General features: G+C 72.0%; 15 protein-coding genes and 1 pseudogene. 7 read left to right on the top strand and 9 right to left on the bottom strand.

Features of this window, described 5'->3' with window-relative positions:
- Positions 1-67 precede the first annotated feature (67 nt).
- Entirely contained in the window at positions 68-1,087 is a 1,020-nt protein-coding gene (gene glnII / locus ACRWND_RS05105) for a glutamine synthetase (protein ID WP_431946340.1), read from the bottom strand.
- A 299-nt stretch (positions 1,088-1,386) separates the two neighbouring features.
- On the opposite strand from glnII, the gene ACRWND_RS05110 reads away from it, so the two are divergent.
- Positions 1,387-1,761, top strand: coding sequence for a 5-carboxymethyl-2-hydroxymuconate Delta-isomerase (locus tag ACRWND_RS05110; protein ID WP_431946342.1), 375 nt, complete (start codon positions 1,387-1,389; stop codon positions 1,759-1,761).
- 2 nt (positions 1,762-1,763) lie between these two features.
- The gene (locus tag ACRWND_RS05115; protein WP_431946344.1) at positions 1,764-2,633 is read left to right on the top strand and encodes a Gfo/Idh/MocA family protein; all 870 of its coding nucleotides are present in this window, start codon (positions 1,764-1,766) and stop codon (positions 2,631-2,633) included.
- Between the two features lie 447 nt (positions 2,634-3,080).
- Here ACRWND_RS05115 and tnpA read toward each other — a convergent pair.
- Together tnpA and ACRWND_RS05125 are read right to left on the bottom strand one after the other, a co-directional pair.
- Positions 3,081-3,306, bottom strand: a pseudogene (gene tnpA / locus ACRWND_RS05120) (IS200/IS605 family transposase); the annotation flags it as partial.
- Positions 3,307-3,435: 129 nt separating this feature from the next.
- A complete protein-coding gene (locus tag ACRWND_RS05125; RefSeq protein WP_431946346.1) occupies positions 3,436-4,272 on the bottom strand; it encodes an undecaprenyl-diphosphate phosphatase in 837 nt (278 codons plus the stop codon).
- A 405-nt stretch (positions 4,273-4,677) separates the two neighbouring features.
- Between ACRWND_RS05125 and ACRWND_RS05130 the strand changes: the two genes are divergently transcribed.
- From ACRWND_RS05130 to ACRWND_RS05140, 3 genes are all read left to right on the top strand, one after another.
- Entirely contained in the window at positions 4,678-5,766 is a 1,089-nt protein-coding gene (locus tag ACRWND_RS05130; RefSeq protein WP_431946348.1) for a magnesium and cobalt transport protein CorA, read from the top strand.
- 104 nt (positions 5,767-5,870) lie between these two features.
- A complete protein-coding gene (locus ACRWND_RS05135) occupies positions 5,871-6,572 on the top strand; it encodes a (2Fe-2S)-binding protein (RefSeq protein ID WP_431946350.1) in 702 nt (233 codons plus the stop codon).
- 138 nt (positions 6,573-6,710) lie between these two features.
- The gene (locus ACRWND_RS05140; protein WP_431946463.1) at positions 6,711-7,502 is read left to right on the top strand and encodes an SAM-dependent methyltransferase; all 792 of its coding nucleotides are present in this window, start codon (positions 6,711-6,713) and stop codon (positions 7,500-7,502) included.
- Between the two features lie 13 nt (positions 7,503-7,515).
- Here the strand turns inward: ACRWND_RS05140 and ACRWND_RS05145 are convergent, their stop codons facing one another.
- Both ACRWND_RS05145 and glnA read right to left on the bottom strand, forming a co-directional pair.
- On the bottom strand, positions 7,516-7,974 hold the full coding sequence (locus ACRWND_RS05145; protein ID WP_431946352.1) for an SRPBCC family protein: 459 nt from the start codon (positions 7,972-7,974) through the stop codon (positions 7,516-7,518).
- Between the two features lie 210 nt (positions 7,975-8,184).
- The gene (gene glnA, locus ACRWND_RS05150) at positions 8,185-9,597 is read right to left on the bottom strand and encodes a type I glutamate--ammonia ligase (RefSeq protein ID WP_431946354.1); all 1,413 of its coding nucleotides are present in this window, start codon (positions 9,595-9,597) and stop codon (positions 8,185-8,187) included.
- A 199-nt stretch (positions 9,598-9,796) separates the two neighbouring features.
- Between glnA and ACRWND_RS05155 the strand changes: the two genes are divergently transcribed.
- Positions 9,797-10,264: an RDD family protein gene (locus ACRWND_RS05155; protein WP_431946356.1), complete on the top strand. Its 468-nt coding sequence runs from the start codon at positions 9,797-9,799 to the stop codon at positions 10,262-10,264.
- Positions 10,265-10,369: 105 nt separating this feature from the next.
- On the opposite strand, the gene ACRWND_RS05160 is transcribed toward ACRWND_RS05155, so the two are convergent.
- The 4 genes from ACRWND_RS05160 to lipB form a co-directional block, all read right to left on the bottom strand.
- A complete protein-coding gene (locus tag ACRWND_RS05160; RefSeq protein WP_431946358.1) occupies positions 10,370-11,050 on the bottom strand; it encodes a DUF4191 domain-containing protein in 681 nt (226 codons plus the stop codon).
- Positions 11,051-11,174: 124 nt separating this feature from the next.
- Positions 11,175-11,399 (bottom strand): SCO2195 family GlnR-regulated protein, encoded by a 225-nt coding sequence (locus tag ACRWND_RS05165; protein WP_431946360.1) that lies wholly within the window; start codon positions 11,397-11,399, stop codon positions 11,175-11,177.
- Positions 11,400-11,636: 237 nt separating this feature from the next.
- Positions 11,637-12,611, bottom strand: coding sequence for a lipoyl synthase (lipA, locus tag ACRWND_RS05170; protein WP_431946362.1), 975 nt, complete (start codon positions 12,609-12,611; stop codon positions 11,637-11,639).
- Between the two features lie 39 nt (positions 12,612-12,650).
- Entirely contained in the window at positions 12,651-13,457 is an 807-nt protein-coding gene (gene lipB / locus ACRWND_RS05175) for a lipoyl(octanoyl) transferase LipB (protein WP_431946364.1), read from the bottom strand.
- A gap of 341 nt (positions 13,458-13,798) precedes the next feature.
- Between lipB and ACRWND_RS05180 the strand changes: the two genes are divergently transcribed.
- The gene (locus ACRWND_RS05180; protein WP_431946366.1) at positions 13,799-15,334 is read left to right on the top strand and encodes a regulator; all 1,536 of its coding nucleotides are present in this window, start codon (positions 13,799-13,801) and stop codon (positions 15,332-15,334) included.
- The last annotated feature ends 98 nt before the right edge of the window (positions 15,335-15,432 follow it).

Below are 15,432 nucleotides of genomic sequence, written 5' to 3' on the forward strand. Positions count from 1 at the left end.
GGCGCACCCCGGACACGCCGAAGGCGCCCGACATGTGGACGGGCGCCTTCGGGGACGGTGCGGAGGGTCAGACGAGGTCGGCCTTCTCCAGGGCGGTGCAGCAGGTGTCGACGATGAGGCGGGTCACGACGTAGGGGTCGACGTTGGCGTTGGGCCGGCGGTCCTCGATGTAGCCCTTCTTGTCGACCTCGACCTGCCACGGGATGCGGACGGAGGCGCCGCGGTTGGAGACGCCGTAGCTGTACTCGCTCCACGGGGCGGTCTCGTGGGCGCCGGTGAGGCGGGCCTCGACTCCGGCACCGTAGTTCTTGATGTGCTCGGCCGGCTTGCCGTCGCGGCCGAGGGCCTCGCAGGCCTCGATGATCGCGTCGTAGCCCTCGCGCATGGCCTTGGTGGAGAAGTTGGTGTGCGCGCCCGCGCCGTTCCAGTCGCCCTTGGCCGGCTTGGGGTCGAGGGTGGCGGAGACGCCGAACTCCTCGGCGGTGCGGTAGAGCAGCCAGCGCGCGACCCACAGCTGGTCGGCGACCTCGAGCGGGCTGAGCGGGCCGACCTGGAACTCCCACTGGCCGGGCATGACCTCGGCGTTGATGCCGGAGATGCCCAGACCCGCGGCGAGGCAGTTGTCGAGGTGCTTCTCGACGATCTCGCGGCCGAAGATCTCGTCGGCGCCGACGCCGCAGTAGTAGCCGCCCTGCGGGGCCGGGTAGCCGGCCTCGGGGAAGCCCAGCGGGCGCGAGCCCTGGAAGAAGGTGTACTCCTGCTCGATGCCGAACAGGGACTCCTGGCCCTCGAAGCGCTCGGCGACCGGGCGCAGCAGGGCGCGGGTGTTGGACTCGTGCGGGGTGCCGTCGATGTTGAAGACCTCGCACAGGACCAGCAGGTTGTCGCCGCCGCGGATCGGGTCCGGGTAGCTGGCGACCGGCTTGAGCACGCGGTCCGAGCTGTGGCCCTCGGCCTGGTTGGTGCTGGAGCCGTCGAAGCCCCACACGCCGGGCTCCGCGCCGTCAGCAATGATCTTGGTCTTCGAGCGCAGTTTCGCGGTCGGCTCGGTACCGTCGATCCAGATGTACTCGGCTTTGTAGCTCACGGGATTCGTCCTTGTCGGCGCGTGCCTTGCGGGGCGTGATGTTGTGCTGTTGCAGCGTCACAATCCGTGATTTCGCATCGATTGCCCCAGTGTTAACCCGATGTGAACGCGCCGCTGTCCCGTGTGTCGCGCACCACGTCCACGGGAACCGGCCGACCGCGCGCGGACATCCGGTAGGGGTGCCGCGGAGGCCGGTGCGGCCGTGGGCGCGGGCGCTCCGGCGCCGTCGCACCGCCTCGGGGCGGGCGCCCGTGAAGCCGCCCGCGGGTGTGCGCGACCCGGGACGTAGGGTGTGTGCCATGCCTCACATCACCGTGGACTACACCGGCAACCTCGCGGACGCGTTCGACCGGCGCGGCTTCGCGACCGCGCTGCACCCGCTCGTCGCCGAGCTCATCGACACCAAGGTGGAGGCGTGCACGACCCGCTTCCGCCGGTCCGACGAGTACGTCCTCGCCGACGGCGCCCCCGAGCGCGCGCTGGTCCTCGTCCGGGCCGCCATCCTGTCCGGGCGGACCTGCGAGGCCAAGGCACGGCTGAGCGAGGCCGTCCTGGAACTGCTGCCCAAGCACCTCGCACCGTCCCCGGGGCTCGTCGTGCAGACCGCGGTCGACGTCGTCGACCTCGACCGCGCCTCGTACCGCAGCCGCACCGAGCCGGCGGGGGAGCGGTGACCATGCGCATCGGACTCCTCGGCACCGGCCCCTGGGCGGAGATCGCCCACGGTCCCGCCCTCGCCGCCCACCCCGACGTCGAGTTCACCGGGCTCTGGGGCCGCCGCCCCGAGGCGGCGGCCGCGCTCGCCGCCACCCTCGGCACCCGCGCCTACGCCGACGCGGACGAGCTCATCGCCGACGTGGACGCCGTCGCCATCGCCCTGCCCCCGGACGTACAGGCCCCGCTGGCCGTACGCGCCGCCGAGGCCGGACGGCACCTGCTGCTCGACAAGCCGGTCGCGACGACCGTGGCGGACGCCCGGCGCGTCGCCGACGCCGCCGAGGCCGCCGGGGTCGCGTCGGTGGTCTTCTTCACCCTCCGCTTCGACGCCGCCAGCTCCGCCTGGGTCGAGGAACAGGCCGCCGTCGACGGCTGGTTCACCGCCCGGGTGGAGTGGCTCGGCGCGGTGTTCACCTCCGGGGACAGCCCTTTCGCGGCGTCGCCCTGGCGGCGCGAGAAGGGCGCGCTGTGGGACGTCGGTCCGCACGCCCTGTCCGTGCTGCTCCCGGTCCTCGGGGACGTCACCGCGCTCACCGCAGTCCAGGGCCCGGGCGACACCGTCCATCTGGTGCTGCGGCACGACACCGGCGCCTCCAGCACGGCGGCGCTGAGCCTCACCACCCCTCCGGCCGCCGCGGGCATGACCGTCGAGCTGCGCGGCACCTCCGGCGTCGCCTCGCTCCCCGGCCGCGCCGACGGGCCCGGGCCGGCCTTCGGCAATGCCATAGACGCCCTGCTCACGGCCGTGCGCACCGGTGACCCCCACCCCTGCGACGCCCGCTTCGCGGCGCGCGTGACCGAGCTGCTGGCCTCGGCCGACGTCATGTGACGCGCCGTCAGGGCTCTGCGCCCGGTGGGCGACTTGCGCAGTGCCCGTCGTTTCGGGCTCGGCAGCGGACGGGTGGTCCATCGAGGTCCTCAACGCCGGCACCACCGTGCCCCCGCCGCGGCATGGCCTGGCGCGGACGCGCCGACGCTCGTGGAATCCGCGGTGACCGAGCGGGCACTGGCGTGGGAATGGCATACGCGACGGCGGGGCGTCGTCTTCGTGCGGCGCGACGGTGGAGGGTCCGTGGCTGCTGCACATCAGAGCCTCGAAGCCGTCGAGAACGGATGGCCGATAGCTCCCGCCCGGGCGTCCTGACCCGCGCTGCCGGGCGGTGAGAGCAGCCCCGTCCTCCCGGCGGGGACCGAAGCGCGGGAGCGGAAGCAGGGCGGTGACGGCGCGTACGTCGGCGCCGAGCGCCGCGGGGAACGCGGCCTCCAGGGGCGGCCGCTTGAGGCTGTTGATCAGGCTGGCGAGCGCGACCTTCGGCGGGTAGTGCACGAGCAGGTGGACGTGGTCAGCCTCGCCGTTGAACTCCTTCAGTTCCGCTCCGAAGTCCTCGCAGACCTTGCGCATGACCTCTTCGCAGCTCGTCAGCATCTCGTCGTCGAGGACGCCGCGCCGGTACTTGGTGACAAAGACCAAGTGCGTAAACGACCGTTCGACCCCTGCGAATATCGGGAACCGGCGGGTAACCGAGCGGGGCGGGCGGGCGGCCCGGCTGCCGCTTTCCTCCGGAACCGGCCGCCGTACCGTCCGCCCCTCGGGACGGGCGCGCGGCCGGGCCTGCCCGGCTGACCGGCGACTACGCGCTGATGACGTTCGTGCCGAGCAGGCCGAAGAGGAGCACGCCGATCACCAGCCGGTAGACGATGAAGGCGTTGAACGAGTGCTTGGCGACGAACTTCAGCAACCAGGCGATCGACGCGTAGGCGACGACGAAGGAGACGGCCGTCCCGACGACGAGCGGCGCCGTGTCCACCCCGGCGCCCAGCGCGTCCTTGAGCTCGTACAGGCCGGCGCCGGTCAGCGCGGGGATGCCCAGGAAGAAGGAGAGCCGCGTGGCGGCGACCCGGTCCAGGTCGAGGATGAGCGCGGTAGACATCGTCGCGCCGGAACGGGAGAAGCCGGGGAAGAGGAGGGCGAGGATCTGCGAGGAGCCGACGAGCATCGCGTCCTTGAACGTCGTGTCGTCCTCCCCGCGCTTGTGGCGGCCCATCTGGTCGGCCGCCCACATCACGCCGCTGCCGACGATCAGCGAGCCCGCGACCACCCACAGCGAGGCCAGCGGCCCCTCGATGAGCGGCTTGGCCGCAAGACCCACGATCACGATCGGGATCGTCGCGAAGATCACCCACCAGCCGAACTTGTAGTCGTGGTGGTAGCGCTCCTCGCGGTTGACGAGGCCGGTGAACCACGCCTTGCAGATCCGGACGATGTCCTTGAAGAAGTAGACCAGCACGGCGGCGATCGCGCCGGACTGGATGACCGCGGAGAAGGCGACGACCGCCTTGTCGTCCACCGGGATGCCCATCAGGCCCTCGGTGATCTTCAGGTGGCCGGTGGACGAGATCGGGAGGAACTCGGTGACCCCCTCCACAACGCCGAGCACAGCTGCCTGACCGATACTGATGGCGCTCATGTGACCCATCTCTGCGGAGTACGTGGCATGCCCGGGCCTGCACCGGCCGGAGCCCTACGGAGTGTAAGAGAAGTTCCGCGCGCCCGGCGAACCAGGTCCCGTCCCGGCCGCATGCCCCGGCGGGCGGCGCCCCCCTGAACGGCGCGGTGGGGCGGTGGCATGCTCCAACGCCGTGTCGCGTATGTCACATTCCTGGCATTACACGGTAATCGGACGTGGTGGACGCCTTTGGGAAGGCACGGCACGCCACTCGGCGGGCGGTGGCGCGGCCGTGTGCGAGCGCCTCCGCGGGCGGACGGCGGAGGCGTCGCACGTCCCTTGTGCGCACGGGCGGGAGGGCCGCCCGACCCGGCGGTCGTAGGCGATACTGGCGGCCGCACGCCGGTGGAGGAGCCTTCCTTGTCCATGATCAGCAATCTCCGCAAAGCCGTCCGCCTCACCCACATACGCCGACCGCGTGTGGACCTCAGCCATCCGGCGCGTTCCCCGCTGGGCAGCGCGGTGGTGAACTGCGTGCTCTACGCGGACGGAGTGCGGCAGGACGACTGCGCCGCCCACGAGGCGATCGCCCGGGTCCGCAAGTCCGGCCGGGGCTTCGTGTGGATCGGGCTGCACGAGCCGTCCGAGGCGGAGTTCGCCGGTGTCGCGGAGCTCTTCGGGCTCCACCCGCTCGCCGTCGAGGACGCCGTGCACGCGCATCAGCGGCCCAAGCTGGAGCTCTACGGCGACACCCTGTTCACCGTGTTCAAGACCGCCCGCTACGTCGAGCACGACCGGCTCACCGCCACCAGCGAGGTCGTGGACACCGGCGACCTCATGGTCTTCACCGGGCACGACTTCGTCATCACGGTACGGCACGGCGGCCACGGTTCCCTCGGCCCGCTCCGGGAGGGCCTGGAGACCGTTCCCGATCAGCTGGCCAAGGGGCCGGCCGCCGTCCTGCACGCCATCGCCGACCACGTCGTCGACGAGTACCTCGCCGTCACCTCCGCGGTGCAAGCCGACATCGAGCAGGTCGAGACGGACGTCTTCGCCGACCACGGCGGCCGCGGTTCCGACGTCGGCCGGATCTACCAGCTCAAGCGCGAACTGCTGGAGCTCAAGCGGGCCGTGGCCCCGCTCGGCCGCCCCCTCCAGCGGCTGGCCGAGGACCGGCTGCCCGGCGTCGACGCCGACCTGCGGACCTACTTCCGCGACGCCGCCGACCACCTCGCCCGCGCCACCGAGCAGGTCAACGCCTTCGACGAGCTGCTCAACTCGATACTCCAGGCCAACATCGCGCAGGTGACCATGGCCCAGAACGAGGACATGCGCAAGATCAGCGCGTGGGTCGCCGTCCTCGCCGTCCCCACCATGATCTGCGGCCTGTACGGCATGAACTTCGAGCACATGCCGGAACTGCGCTGGACCTACGGCTATCCGCTCGCGCTGGGCGTCATGGCCGTCATCTGCTTCGCCATCCACCGCGGATTCCGGCGCAACGGCTGGTTGTGAGCGGCGCCGTATGGCACAGTGCCCGGCGTGAGCACTCCGACCAGCCGCGATGCCGCCGTCGAGCGGGCCGACGCGAGCCGCTTCCGCCGGCTCGTCAGGGGCTGGTGGGCGCGCTGACCGGCGCAGGCGGCCCGGGACCGTTCTTCGCCGTACGCACCGGGCCGGGGCAGCCGCACGCGGAGGGCTTCGTGCCGCTCGCGGAGGTCTACGCGCAGCGGCCCTCGCCCGCCCTCACCGGACGGGTGGCGGCGGTGGGGCGACGGCTCGGCACCCCGGAGCCCCGCGTCGCCGCCTCGCTGGCCCAGCAGGGCCTGGCCGCGCGGCTGTGGTCGGTCGCGCTCGGCCCGGCGGCGCTGACCGGCCGCATGCCGGACCTGTCCGGCGGCCGCCTGTGGTGGCATCCCGGCCGCTCCACCCCGGACGAGCTCTGGCTGCCGGACGACGCCCCGGAGGTGCCCGCCGGCCGGCTGCGCGAGGACGTGCTCCTGGGACACCTGCTGCCCCTGTGCGAGGCCGTGCACGCGGTGTCGGGCGTCGCACCGGGATTGCTGTGGGGCAACGCCGCTTCGGCTCTCGCCGGTACCTTGCGTGTGCTGCACGCGTGGTGTCTGGGGGAGGGCGAGCGGCCCGGGGAGGCCGGCCGTGCCGTCGCGCTGGTCGGGGAGCTGATGGCGGACCCGCTGCTGCGGGACGCGGGCGGCCTCCGGGTCGGCGGGCCTGGCGCGCCCGCCTACACGCGGCGAAGCTGCTGCCTGTACTACCGGGTGCCCGGCGGCGGGTTGTGCGGGGACTGCGCGCTGCGCTGACCGCGGGGCCGGCCCGCGCCCCCGCACTCCCCCCGGACCAGGAACTATCCCCTTCGCCACCGCAGTTGACGATATGAAAGGCTGGCGTCAGCGGTGCCGGGCCGAGCCCCGGACGGCCGCCGAGAGGAGCGCAGCGTGATGGAGAACGGCTTCAGCGCCGAGGAGATCGACACCGGCAGGCCGCACCCCGCGCGGATCTACGACTACCTGCTGGGCGGCAAGGACAACTACGCGGTGGACCGCAAGGCCGCCGACGCGCTCGCCGTCGCGGCGCCCGAGGTGAGGATCGGCGTCCGCGCCAACCGGGCCTTCCTGCGCCGCGCCGTCCGCCACGTGGTCGGCAGCGGCGTCCGCCAGATCCTCGACGTCGGCACCGGCCTGCCCACGTCGCCCAACGTGCACGAGACCGCACAGGAAGTGGCGCCGGACGTCCGGATCGCGTACGTCGACAACGACCCGATCGTGAACGCCCACGCCAACGCCCTGCTCGGCCGCTCGGGCGCCACCAGCGTCGTGCTCGCCGATCTGCGCGATCCGCGGGCCGTCCTGGACCACCCCGACGTCCGCCGGGTCATCGACTTCGGCGAACCGGTCGCCCTGCTCCTCGTCGCGGTCCTCCACTTCCTCACCGACGAGGAGAAGCCCGCGGAGGTGATCGCCACCCTGCGCGACGCGCTCCCGGCCGGCAGCTACCTGGTGCTCTCGCACGCCACAGGCGACTTCGCCGACCGCAGCGACGCGCAGGCCGTCTACAACAACGCCACCGCCACCCTGAACCTGCGCACCCGAGCCGAGGTCGAGCGGTTCTTCGACGGCTTCGCACTCGAGGAGCCGGGACTCGTCCAGGTCCCCTTCTGGCGCCCCGAAGCCCCGCTTCCGCCGCGCTCCGGTGACATCGGCTTCTACGGCGGCGTGGCCCGTCTGGCCTGACGGGCGGCGCCCCTCAGGGGGGCCGCTCCAGCCGGCCCCTGAGGACCCGGGCCCTGGCCTGCTGGACGGCCCCGGCCTGGGCGGCGGCGAAGCGCAGCAGGCCGGGGGGTGTGCGCAGGCGCAGGGTGTCGGTGACGAGGCTGCCGGCGCCGTCGCGGTCGATGGCGAAGCGGTAGCCCATGCGCACCCGGGCGGGGCTGCGCACCTCGCCGCAGATCTCCGCGGCGTCCGGCAGCCGGTCCGGAACGACGACGAGCGTGACGTCGATGACGTTGTCGTGGCGCAGCAGGCCCAGGAACCTGAACCGCTCCACGGCGGTGTAGCGCACTCCACCGGCCTCTGGCCGCACATCGCGTACGTCGACCAGGAGCGGCGACAGCCCGATGTAGTGCGCGGGCTCGGCCAGGTGCGTGAAGACCTCCTCCGGCGGCGCGGCTATCCGGAAGGTGTGCTCCAGTACGGCGGACGGCATCGCGGATCCTCCTCGGCACGGCACAGGGCGCGGCGGGCACGGGCAGGGGCACGGACGGCACAGCACCGCGATCCTCCCACCCCCCGCGCCGTACGCGCCCCGGACGGCGGAAAGCCGTCGGCCGCGCCCTTCCCGGGAGGAAGGACACGGCCGACGGCCCACGCACAGCCCGGCCCGGGGGAGCGGAAGTCCACGTCCCCGGGGGCGGTATCACACGTCGAAGTAGAGCTCGAACTCGTGCGGGTGCGGGCGCAGCGCGATCGGGGCGATCTCGTTGGTCCGCTTGTAGTCGATCCAGGTCTCGATCAGGTCGGAGGTGAAGACACCGCCCTGGAGGAGGAACTCGTGGTCGGCCTCGAGGGACTCCAGGACCGCCGACAGCGAGGTCGGGACCTGCGGGACGCCCGCGTGCTCCTCGGGGGCGAGCTCGTAGAGGTCCTTGTCGACGGGCTCGGCCGGCTCGATCTTGTTCTTGATGCCGTCGAGGCCGGCCAGCAGCAGCGCCGAGAAGGCCAGGTACGGGTTGCCGGAGGAGTCCGGGGCGCGGAACTCGATGCGCTTGGCCTTGGGGTTCGCACCCGTGATCGGGATGCGGATGGCGGCGGAGCGGTTGCGCTGCGAGTAGACCAGGTTGACCGGGGCCTCGAAGCCGGGGACCAGGCGGTGGTAGGAGTTCACCGTCGGGTTGGTGAAGGCCAGCAGCGCCGGGGCGTGCTTGAGGATGCCGCCGATGTAGTAGCGGGCGGTGTCGGACAGGCCCGCGTAGCCCTGCTCGTCGTAGAAGAGCGGGTCACCGGCGGACCACAGGGACTGGTGGACGTGCATGCCGGAGCCGTTGTCGCCGAAGATCGGCTTGGGCATGAAGGTCGCGGTCTTGCCGGCGCGCCAGGCGACGTTCTTCACGATGTACTTGAAGAGCATCAGGTCGTCGGCCGCGGCGAGCAGCGTGTTGAACTTGTAGTTGATCTCGGCCTGGCCGGCGGTGCCCACCTCGTGGTGCTGGCGCTCGACCTGCAGGCCGGACTTGATCAGCTCCAGGGTGATCTCGGCGCGCAGGTCGGCGAAGTGGTCGACCGGCGGGACGGGGAAGTAGCCGCCCTTGTACTTGACCTTGTAGCCGCGGTTGTCCTGCTCCGCACCGCTGTTCCAGGCGCCGGCCTCGGAGTCGATGTGGTAGAAGGACTGGTTCGCGCTGGTCTCGAAGCGGGCGCTGTCGAAGACGTAGAACTCGGCCTCGGGGCCGAAGTACGCGGTGTCGGCGATGCCGGAGGAGGCGAGGTAGGCCTCGGCCTTCTTCGCCACGTTCCGCGGGTCACGGCTGTACTGCTCGCCGGTGATCGGGTCGTGGATGAAGAAGTTGACGTTGAGCGTGGAGTCCTTGCGGAACGGGTCCAGCTTGGCCGTGGAGAGGTCCGGCACCAGGGCCATGTCGGACTCGTGGATGGCCTGGAAGCCGCGGATCGAGGACCCGTCGAACATCAGCTGCTCGTCCGGGTCGAAGGACTCGACGGGGACGGTGAAGTGCTGCATCACACCGGGCAGGTCGCAGAACCGGACGTCCACGAACTTGACGTCGTTGTCCGAGATGAACTTCTTCACCTCGTCGGCGTTTTGGAACGACATCCAACTCCTCCTTGGCCCGGCCCCGGGAGGCCGGATTGCAGCTCATGGGTGCGACCAGTGCGGTGGCGCACGTTCTACCGACCCTACGGATCGGGCATTTCCCTCTCGTGACCCGACTGTTTCCTGCAGGTTAACCGAGCCGGTGCGCGGGTGACGGGTCGGACGCGGGCGTCCCGGCGCGGCGGGTTACGGTGGTGCCGTGGACAACAGGGATGTCATCGGATCGTGGATCGAGGGCCCGAAGGCCGCCGCGGAGCGGATGGGCGTCGACTTCGGCTACCGCGGGAAGCGCCTCGGACTGCCGGAGCACGGCCCCGGTTCGATCGCCCCGGTCGGGCGGCGCGTCGGCGCCCTCTTCATCGACTGGGGCCTGTGCGCGCTGATCGCATACGGGCTGATCGCGCACCGTGACGCCGCCGCGGCCAACCCGTGGACCACGGTGGTCTTCGGCGTCATGAGCGTGCTGCTGCTGGGCACCGTCGGCACCACCCCCGGCAAGCGCCTGCTGGGGCTGCGGGTGGTGCGGCAGGACGGCGGGCGGCTCGGCCTCGGCGCGGCGGTGCTGCGGACGCTGCTGCTCCTGCTGGTCGTCCCCGCGGTGGTCTGGGACCGCGACACCCGCGGCATGCACGACCGGGCCGTGAAGGCGGTCCAGGTCCGGATGTGACCGCGCCGCGACGCGTCGCCCAGAAGACGGGAGTGCCCCGGACGAGTCGGTCGTCCGGGGCACTTCGTGTTCCGTTCGTATGTGATCAGCGACAGCGATCAGCGATCAGCGGCCCTTCGGCATGCGCATGCCCTTGGGGAGCGGGCCCTTCGGCACCGGCATGTTGCTCATCAGGTCGCCGAGCGCCCGGAGCCGGTCGTTGACCTCGGTGACCTTGGGGCCGGGCAGGACCCGGGGCAGCTTCATCAGTGTGGTGCGGATCTTCTTCAGGGGCACTTCGCCCTCGCCGTTGCCCACGATGAAGTCGGTGACCGGGACGTCGACGACGATGCGCGCCATCTTCTTCTTCTCCGAGGCCAGCAGGCCCCTCAAGCGGTTCGGGTTGCCCTCGCCCACCAGGACGATGCCGGCCTTGCCGACCGCGCGGTGCACGACGTCCTGGCTCCGGGTCATCGCGACCGCCGGGGTCACCGACCAGCCGCGGCCGACGTTGTCCAGCACCGCGGCTGCGGCGCCGGGCTGTCCGTCGAGCTGGCCGAACGCGGCCTTCTCGGCACGCCGTCCGAAGACCACCGCCATCGCCAGCAGGGCCAGCAGAAAGCCCAGGATGCCCGCGTAGATCTCGTGACCGATCAAGAAGCCGATGGCGAGGATGACACCGAAGGTGACGATTCCCACAGCCGCAAGGACGAGACCGACCTTGGAGTCGACCCGCTTGGTCATCTTGTAGGTCTGGGCGATCTGCTTCAGGCGCCCAGGGTTGCTCTCGGATGTATCCCTCGCCATGCCGCACAGGATACGTGCCCCAGGCTCCCAGGGCCCCACCGGAGGGGGTCCGCTCCGCGCCCGGGGGTGGCGCCGCGGTACTTCGCGGACGTCCGGGGCGTCGGGGACGTCCCCGGAAGGCTCTCTACAAGACGTCGCCGCGCGGGGTCCTCGAGGCCACCAGGGCGTCCATCACGTGCTGGGCCTCGCGGCGGTCCTTGGCGCGCTTGCGGTCCTCCAGCACCGCGGACCAGGCGTTGCGGCGGGCCGTCTCCTCGGCGCGGCGGAACAGCAGGTGCTCCACGGCGCGCAGCGCGCCGGCGGCGGCGCCGGGAAGGGTGCTCTGGCGGTGGAGGTGTGCGGCCTGCATGGTGGTGTCCCCCTCAGGACGGCTCAGACGCGGTCGGATGGTCCGCTTATCCAGAGTCACCACATTGTGTTACCAGCCAGTGACCGGTCGGTCAAACCGTCGTGAAGCCCCGGCGGTGGCTGCGGGCGGTCGCCGGGCGAGCGCCGCACGTCAGAAACACGTCGAGGGCCTTGAGAAGGCCCCCGACGTGACGAACCGCACGTTGCCGGCGGCGAGTTGGAGATCAGCGCAGCGTGATCAGACCGCCTGCGCGGCGACGATCTCGCCGCGCTCGCCGCGGCGCTCGACGGCCTGCTGGAAGAGCCGGCCGGCCCGGTACGAGGAGCGCACGAGCGGGCCCGACATGACGCCGGCGAAGCCGATCTCCTCGGCCTCCTCCTTCAGCTCCACGAACTCCTGGGGCTTCACCCAGCGCTCCACCGGGTGGTGCCGCAGGCTCGGGCGCAGGTACTGGGTGATGGTGATGAGCTCGCAGCCCGCGTCGTGCAGGTCCTGCAGCGCCTGGCTGATCTCCGCGCGCTCCTCGCCCATCCCGAGGATGAGGTTGGACTTGGTCACCAGACCCGCCTCGCGCGCCTTGGTGATGACCTCCAGGGAGCGCTCGTAGCGGAAGCCCGGTCGGATCCGCCGGAAGATCCGCGGCACGGTCTCCACGTTGTGGGCCAGCACCTCGGGACGGGCGCCGAAGACCTCGGCGAGCTGCTCGGGGACCGCGTTGAAGTCGGGGATCAGCAGCTCGACCTTGGTGCGGCCGGCGGCCCGGTCGGCGGTCATGGCGTGGATCTGCCGCACGGTCTCGGCGTACAGCCAGGCGCCGCCGTCCTCGAGGTCGTCGCGGGCGACGCCGGTGATGGTGGCGTAGTTCAGGTCCATGGTGACGACGGACTCGCCCACGCGGCGCGGCTCGTCACGGTCGAGGGCCTGCGGCTTGCCGGTGTCGATCTGGCAGAAGTCGCAGCGCCGGGTGCACTGGTCGCCGCCGATGAGGAAGGTGGCCTCTCGGTCCTCCCAGCACTCGAAGATGTTGGGGCAGCCCGCCTCCTGGCAGACCGTGTGCAGGCCCTCGCGCTTCACCAGGCCGTGCAGCTCGGTGTACTCCGGACCCATCTTGGCCCGGGTCTTGATCCACTCGGGCTTGCGCTCGATGGGGGTCTGGCTGTTGCGGACCTCCAGACGCAGCATCTTGCGGCCTTCAGGCGCGACAGCGGACACGTCCGACTCCCTCTCGAGGCTTCGTTTCCTTGGTGAACATCAGCGTACGCCTGTGGATTCCTGGACGACCCTCGGGAGCGGCTTGGCCGACTCCAGGACCAGCCGCAGGTGCTTCTCCACCACCGGGACCACCTCGGCGACGGAGACCTCGCGGCCGAGCTCGTTGCTGAGCGAGGCCACGCCGGCGTCCCGGATGCCGCACGGCACGATCCGGTCGAACCAGGTGTTGTCGGGGTTCACGTTCAGCGCGAAGCCGTGCATCGTCACGCCCTTCGCGACGCGGATGCCGATCGCGGCGAGCTTGCGGTCCTCGCGGCGCTGGCCGGCGTTGGACGGGGCGTACTCGGGGCCCGAGAGGCGGGGGTCGAACTCCGGGTCCTGCAGCCGCGGGTCGAAGTCCAGCGTCAGCCCCGGGATCACCGGCGGCCGGTCCTCGACCGGGTCGCCCAGCACCCACACGCCGCTGCGGCCCTCCACCCGCGTGGTCTCCAGGCCGAACTCGGCGCACGCGTTGATCAGCGCCTCCTCCAGCCGGCGCACATGGGCCACCACGTCCACCGGTCGCGGCAGCTTCAGGATCGGGTAGCCGACCAGCTGGCCCGGCCCGTGCCAGGTGATCTTCCCGCCGCGGTCCACGTCCACCACAGGGGTGCCGTCCAGCGGGCGCTCGCTGTCCTCGGTGCGGCGGCCCGCGGTGTAGACGGGCGGGTGTTCCAGCAGCAGGCACGTGTCGGGGATCTCGTCGGCGAAGCGCGCGGCGTGCACGCGGCGCTGCTCCTCCCACGCCTCCCGGTACTCCACCGCGTCCTCGCCGAAGCCCAGGTGGACGAAGCGCAGGTCACTCACGGCCGCTCCCTTTGTGGTCCTTTGCGGCGCCCCACCACGCGTCTAGGGCGCCTCAGCAACTGTACGTCGGGCGGGGTGGCGTCCTGCACGCGGCCGGGTGACCTAGCAGCAGGGCGGAGGAGAGGGGAAGCGTTCCGCCGATATACGGGTGCAGGTTCACCCGATGCGGGGAATGCGGAGCGCTCGTGCGGGGAGCGAGTCGATACAGAACGTTACATTCACGCCGTTCTGCGGACGGGCCGCGAGCTGCGGGCGGCGCACGCCCGGATGTCCGCGACGCCGCGCCTGAACGCGACCGCCCGCACACCCGCACGCCCGGAAGGCAGGGGACCGCACCACTGATGTCCGACCGTTCCTCGCAGCGCCCCCCGAACCGCCGACTTGCCACCCTGATCGCCGAAGCCGGGTTCTCCAACGCCGGGCTCGCCCGCCGGGTGGACCAGCTCGGCGTCGAGCACGGCCTGGACCTGCGGTACGACAAGACCTCCGTCACCCGGTGGCTGCGCGGCCAGCAGCCCCGCGGCACGACGCCCGCCCTCATCGCCGAGGTCTTCACCCGGCGGCTCGGCCGGCGGCTGTCCGCCCACGACCTCGGCCTCGACGCGGTCGCGCCCGTCTACGCGGGTCTGGAGTACGCCTCCACGCCCGAGGAGGCCGTGGAGATCGCCTCCGGGCTGTGGCGCAAGGACACGGGCAACCAGGCCGACCTGCGCAAGATCGCGTTCACCCCCGCGGGACTGGTCGTGCCCAGCCGCGACTGGCTGATCGGTCGGGCGGACGACCGGGTGGGGCGCGGGCCCGAGCCGGGGGCCGTGCCGGCCGGCGGGCCGGGCCCGGGGAACGGATGCGGTCCGGGGGCGGCGCGGCTGCCGGCGCAGCGCGCGGGCGGCGCCTTACACGGGGCGCCCGCGCAGGCCGCGGCCGCCGCGCCTGTGGCGTCCGCGGGGCCAGGGGGCGGCGGACAGCGGGTGGGCACGGGGGACATCGCCGCCCTGCGGACCGTCGGCGAGCTCTTCCGCACCCTGGACAACGCCTATGGCGGCGGCCACGCGAGGCAGGCCCTCGTCCGCTACCTGGAGCACGAGGCCGAACCCATGCTGCGCGGCAGCTACGGCGAGACCACCGGCCGCCGCCTCTTCGCAGCGGTCGCCGACCTCACCCGGCTCGCGGGATGGACCTCGTACGACATCGGCGCCCACGGGCTCGCCCAGCGCTACTTCGTGCAGGCCCTGAGACTCGCGCAGGCCGCCGGGGACCGGGTCTACGGCGGGTACGTCCTGATCACCATGAGCCGCCAGGCGGTCTATCTCGGGCACGGCCGCGAGGCCGTCCAACTGGCCCGGGTCGCCCAGCAGGGCGTCGGAAGCGGTGCCTCGCCGGCCGTACAGGCGCTCTTCCACGCGGCGGAGGCGCGCGGGCACGGACTGCTCGGCGACGTCCGGGCCTGCACGGCGGCACTGGTGCGGGCCGAACGCGCCCTGGAGGCGGCCAGGAGCGGCGACGACGTCCCGTCCTGGGCGCGCTTCTTCGACGAGGCCCAACTGGCGGACGAGTTCGGCCACTGCCATCGCGATCTCGGTCAGTACCGCGCGGCCTCCCAGCACGCCGAGCGCTCGCTGCACCTGCGCGGCCACGCGTACGCCCGCAGCCGCGTCTTCTGCCGCACGGTGCTGGCCACCGCGCGGCTCGGCCTCGGCGAGGTCGACGCCGCCTGCGCCCTCGGCGCGGAGGCCATGCAGGCCGCCGTCGAGATGCGCTCGCTCCGCGCCGTCGAGTACGTCCGCGACTTCAGCCGCCGTCTCGACCACCACCGCGACGCCGTCCCGGTCCGCGCCTTCCATGAGCGCGCGGCGGCCCTGGGCGTCCCCGTGGGGTGACGTCCCGGGAGTCGCAGGCGATCAGGTGGTCGCGCTCGTGGGTGGGTGCGGATCCGTCTCGCGTCCTTCAGGGCGCGAAGACGCGGGTTGTGGACGGG

Source organism: Actinacidiphila sp. bgisy167, from assembly GCF_965342175.1.
In the GTDB taxonomy this organism is placed as follows: domain Bacteria; phylum Actinomycetota; class Actinomycetes; order Streptomycetales; family Streptomycetaceae; genus Actinacidiphila.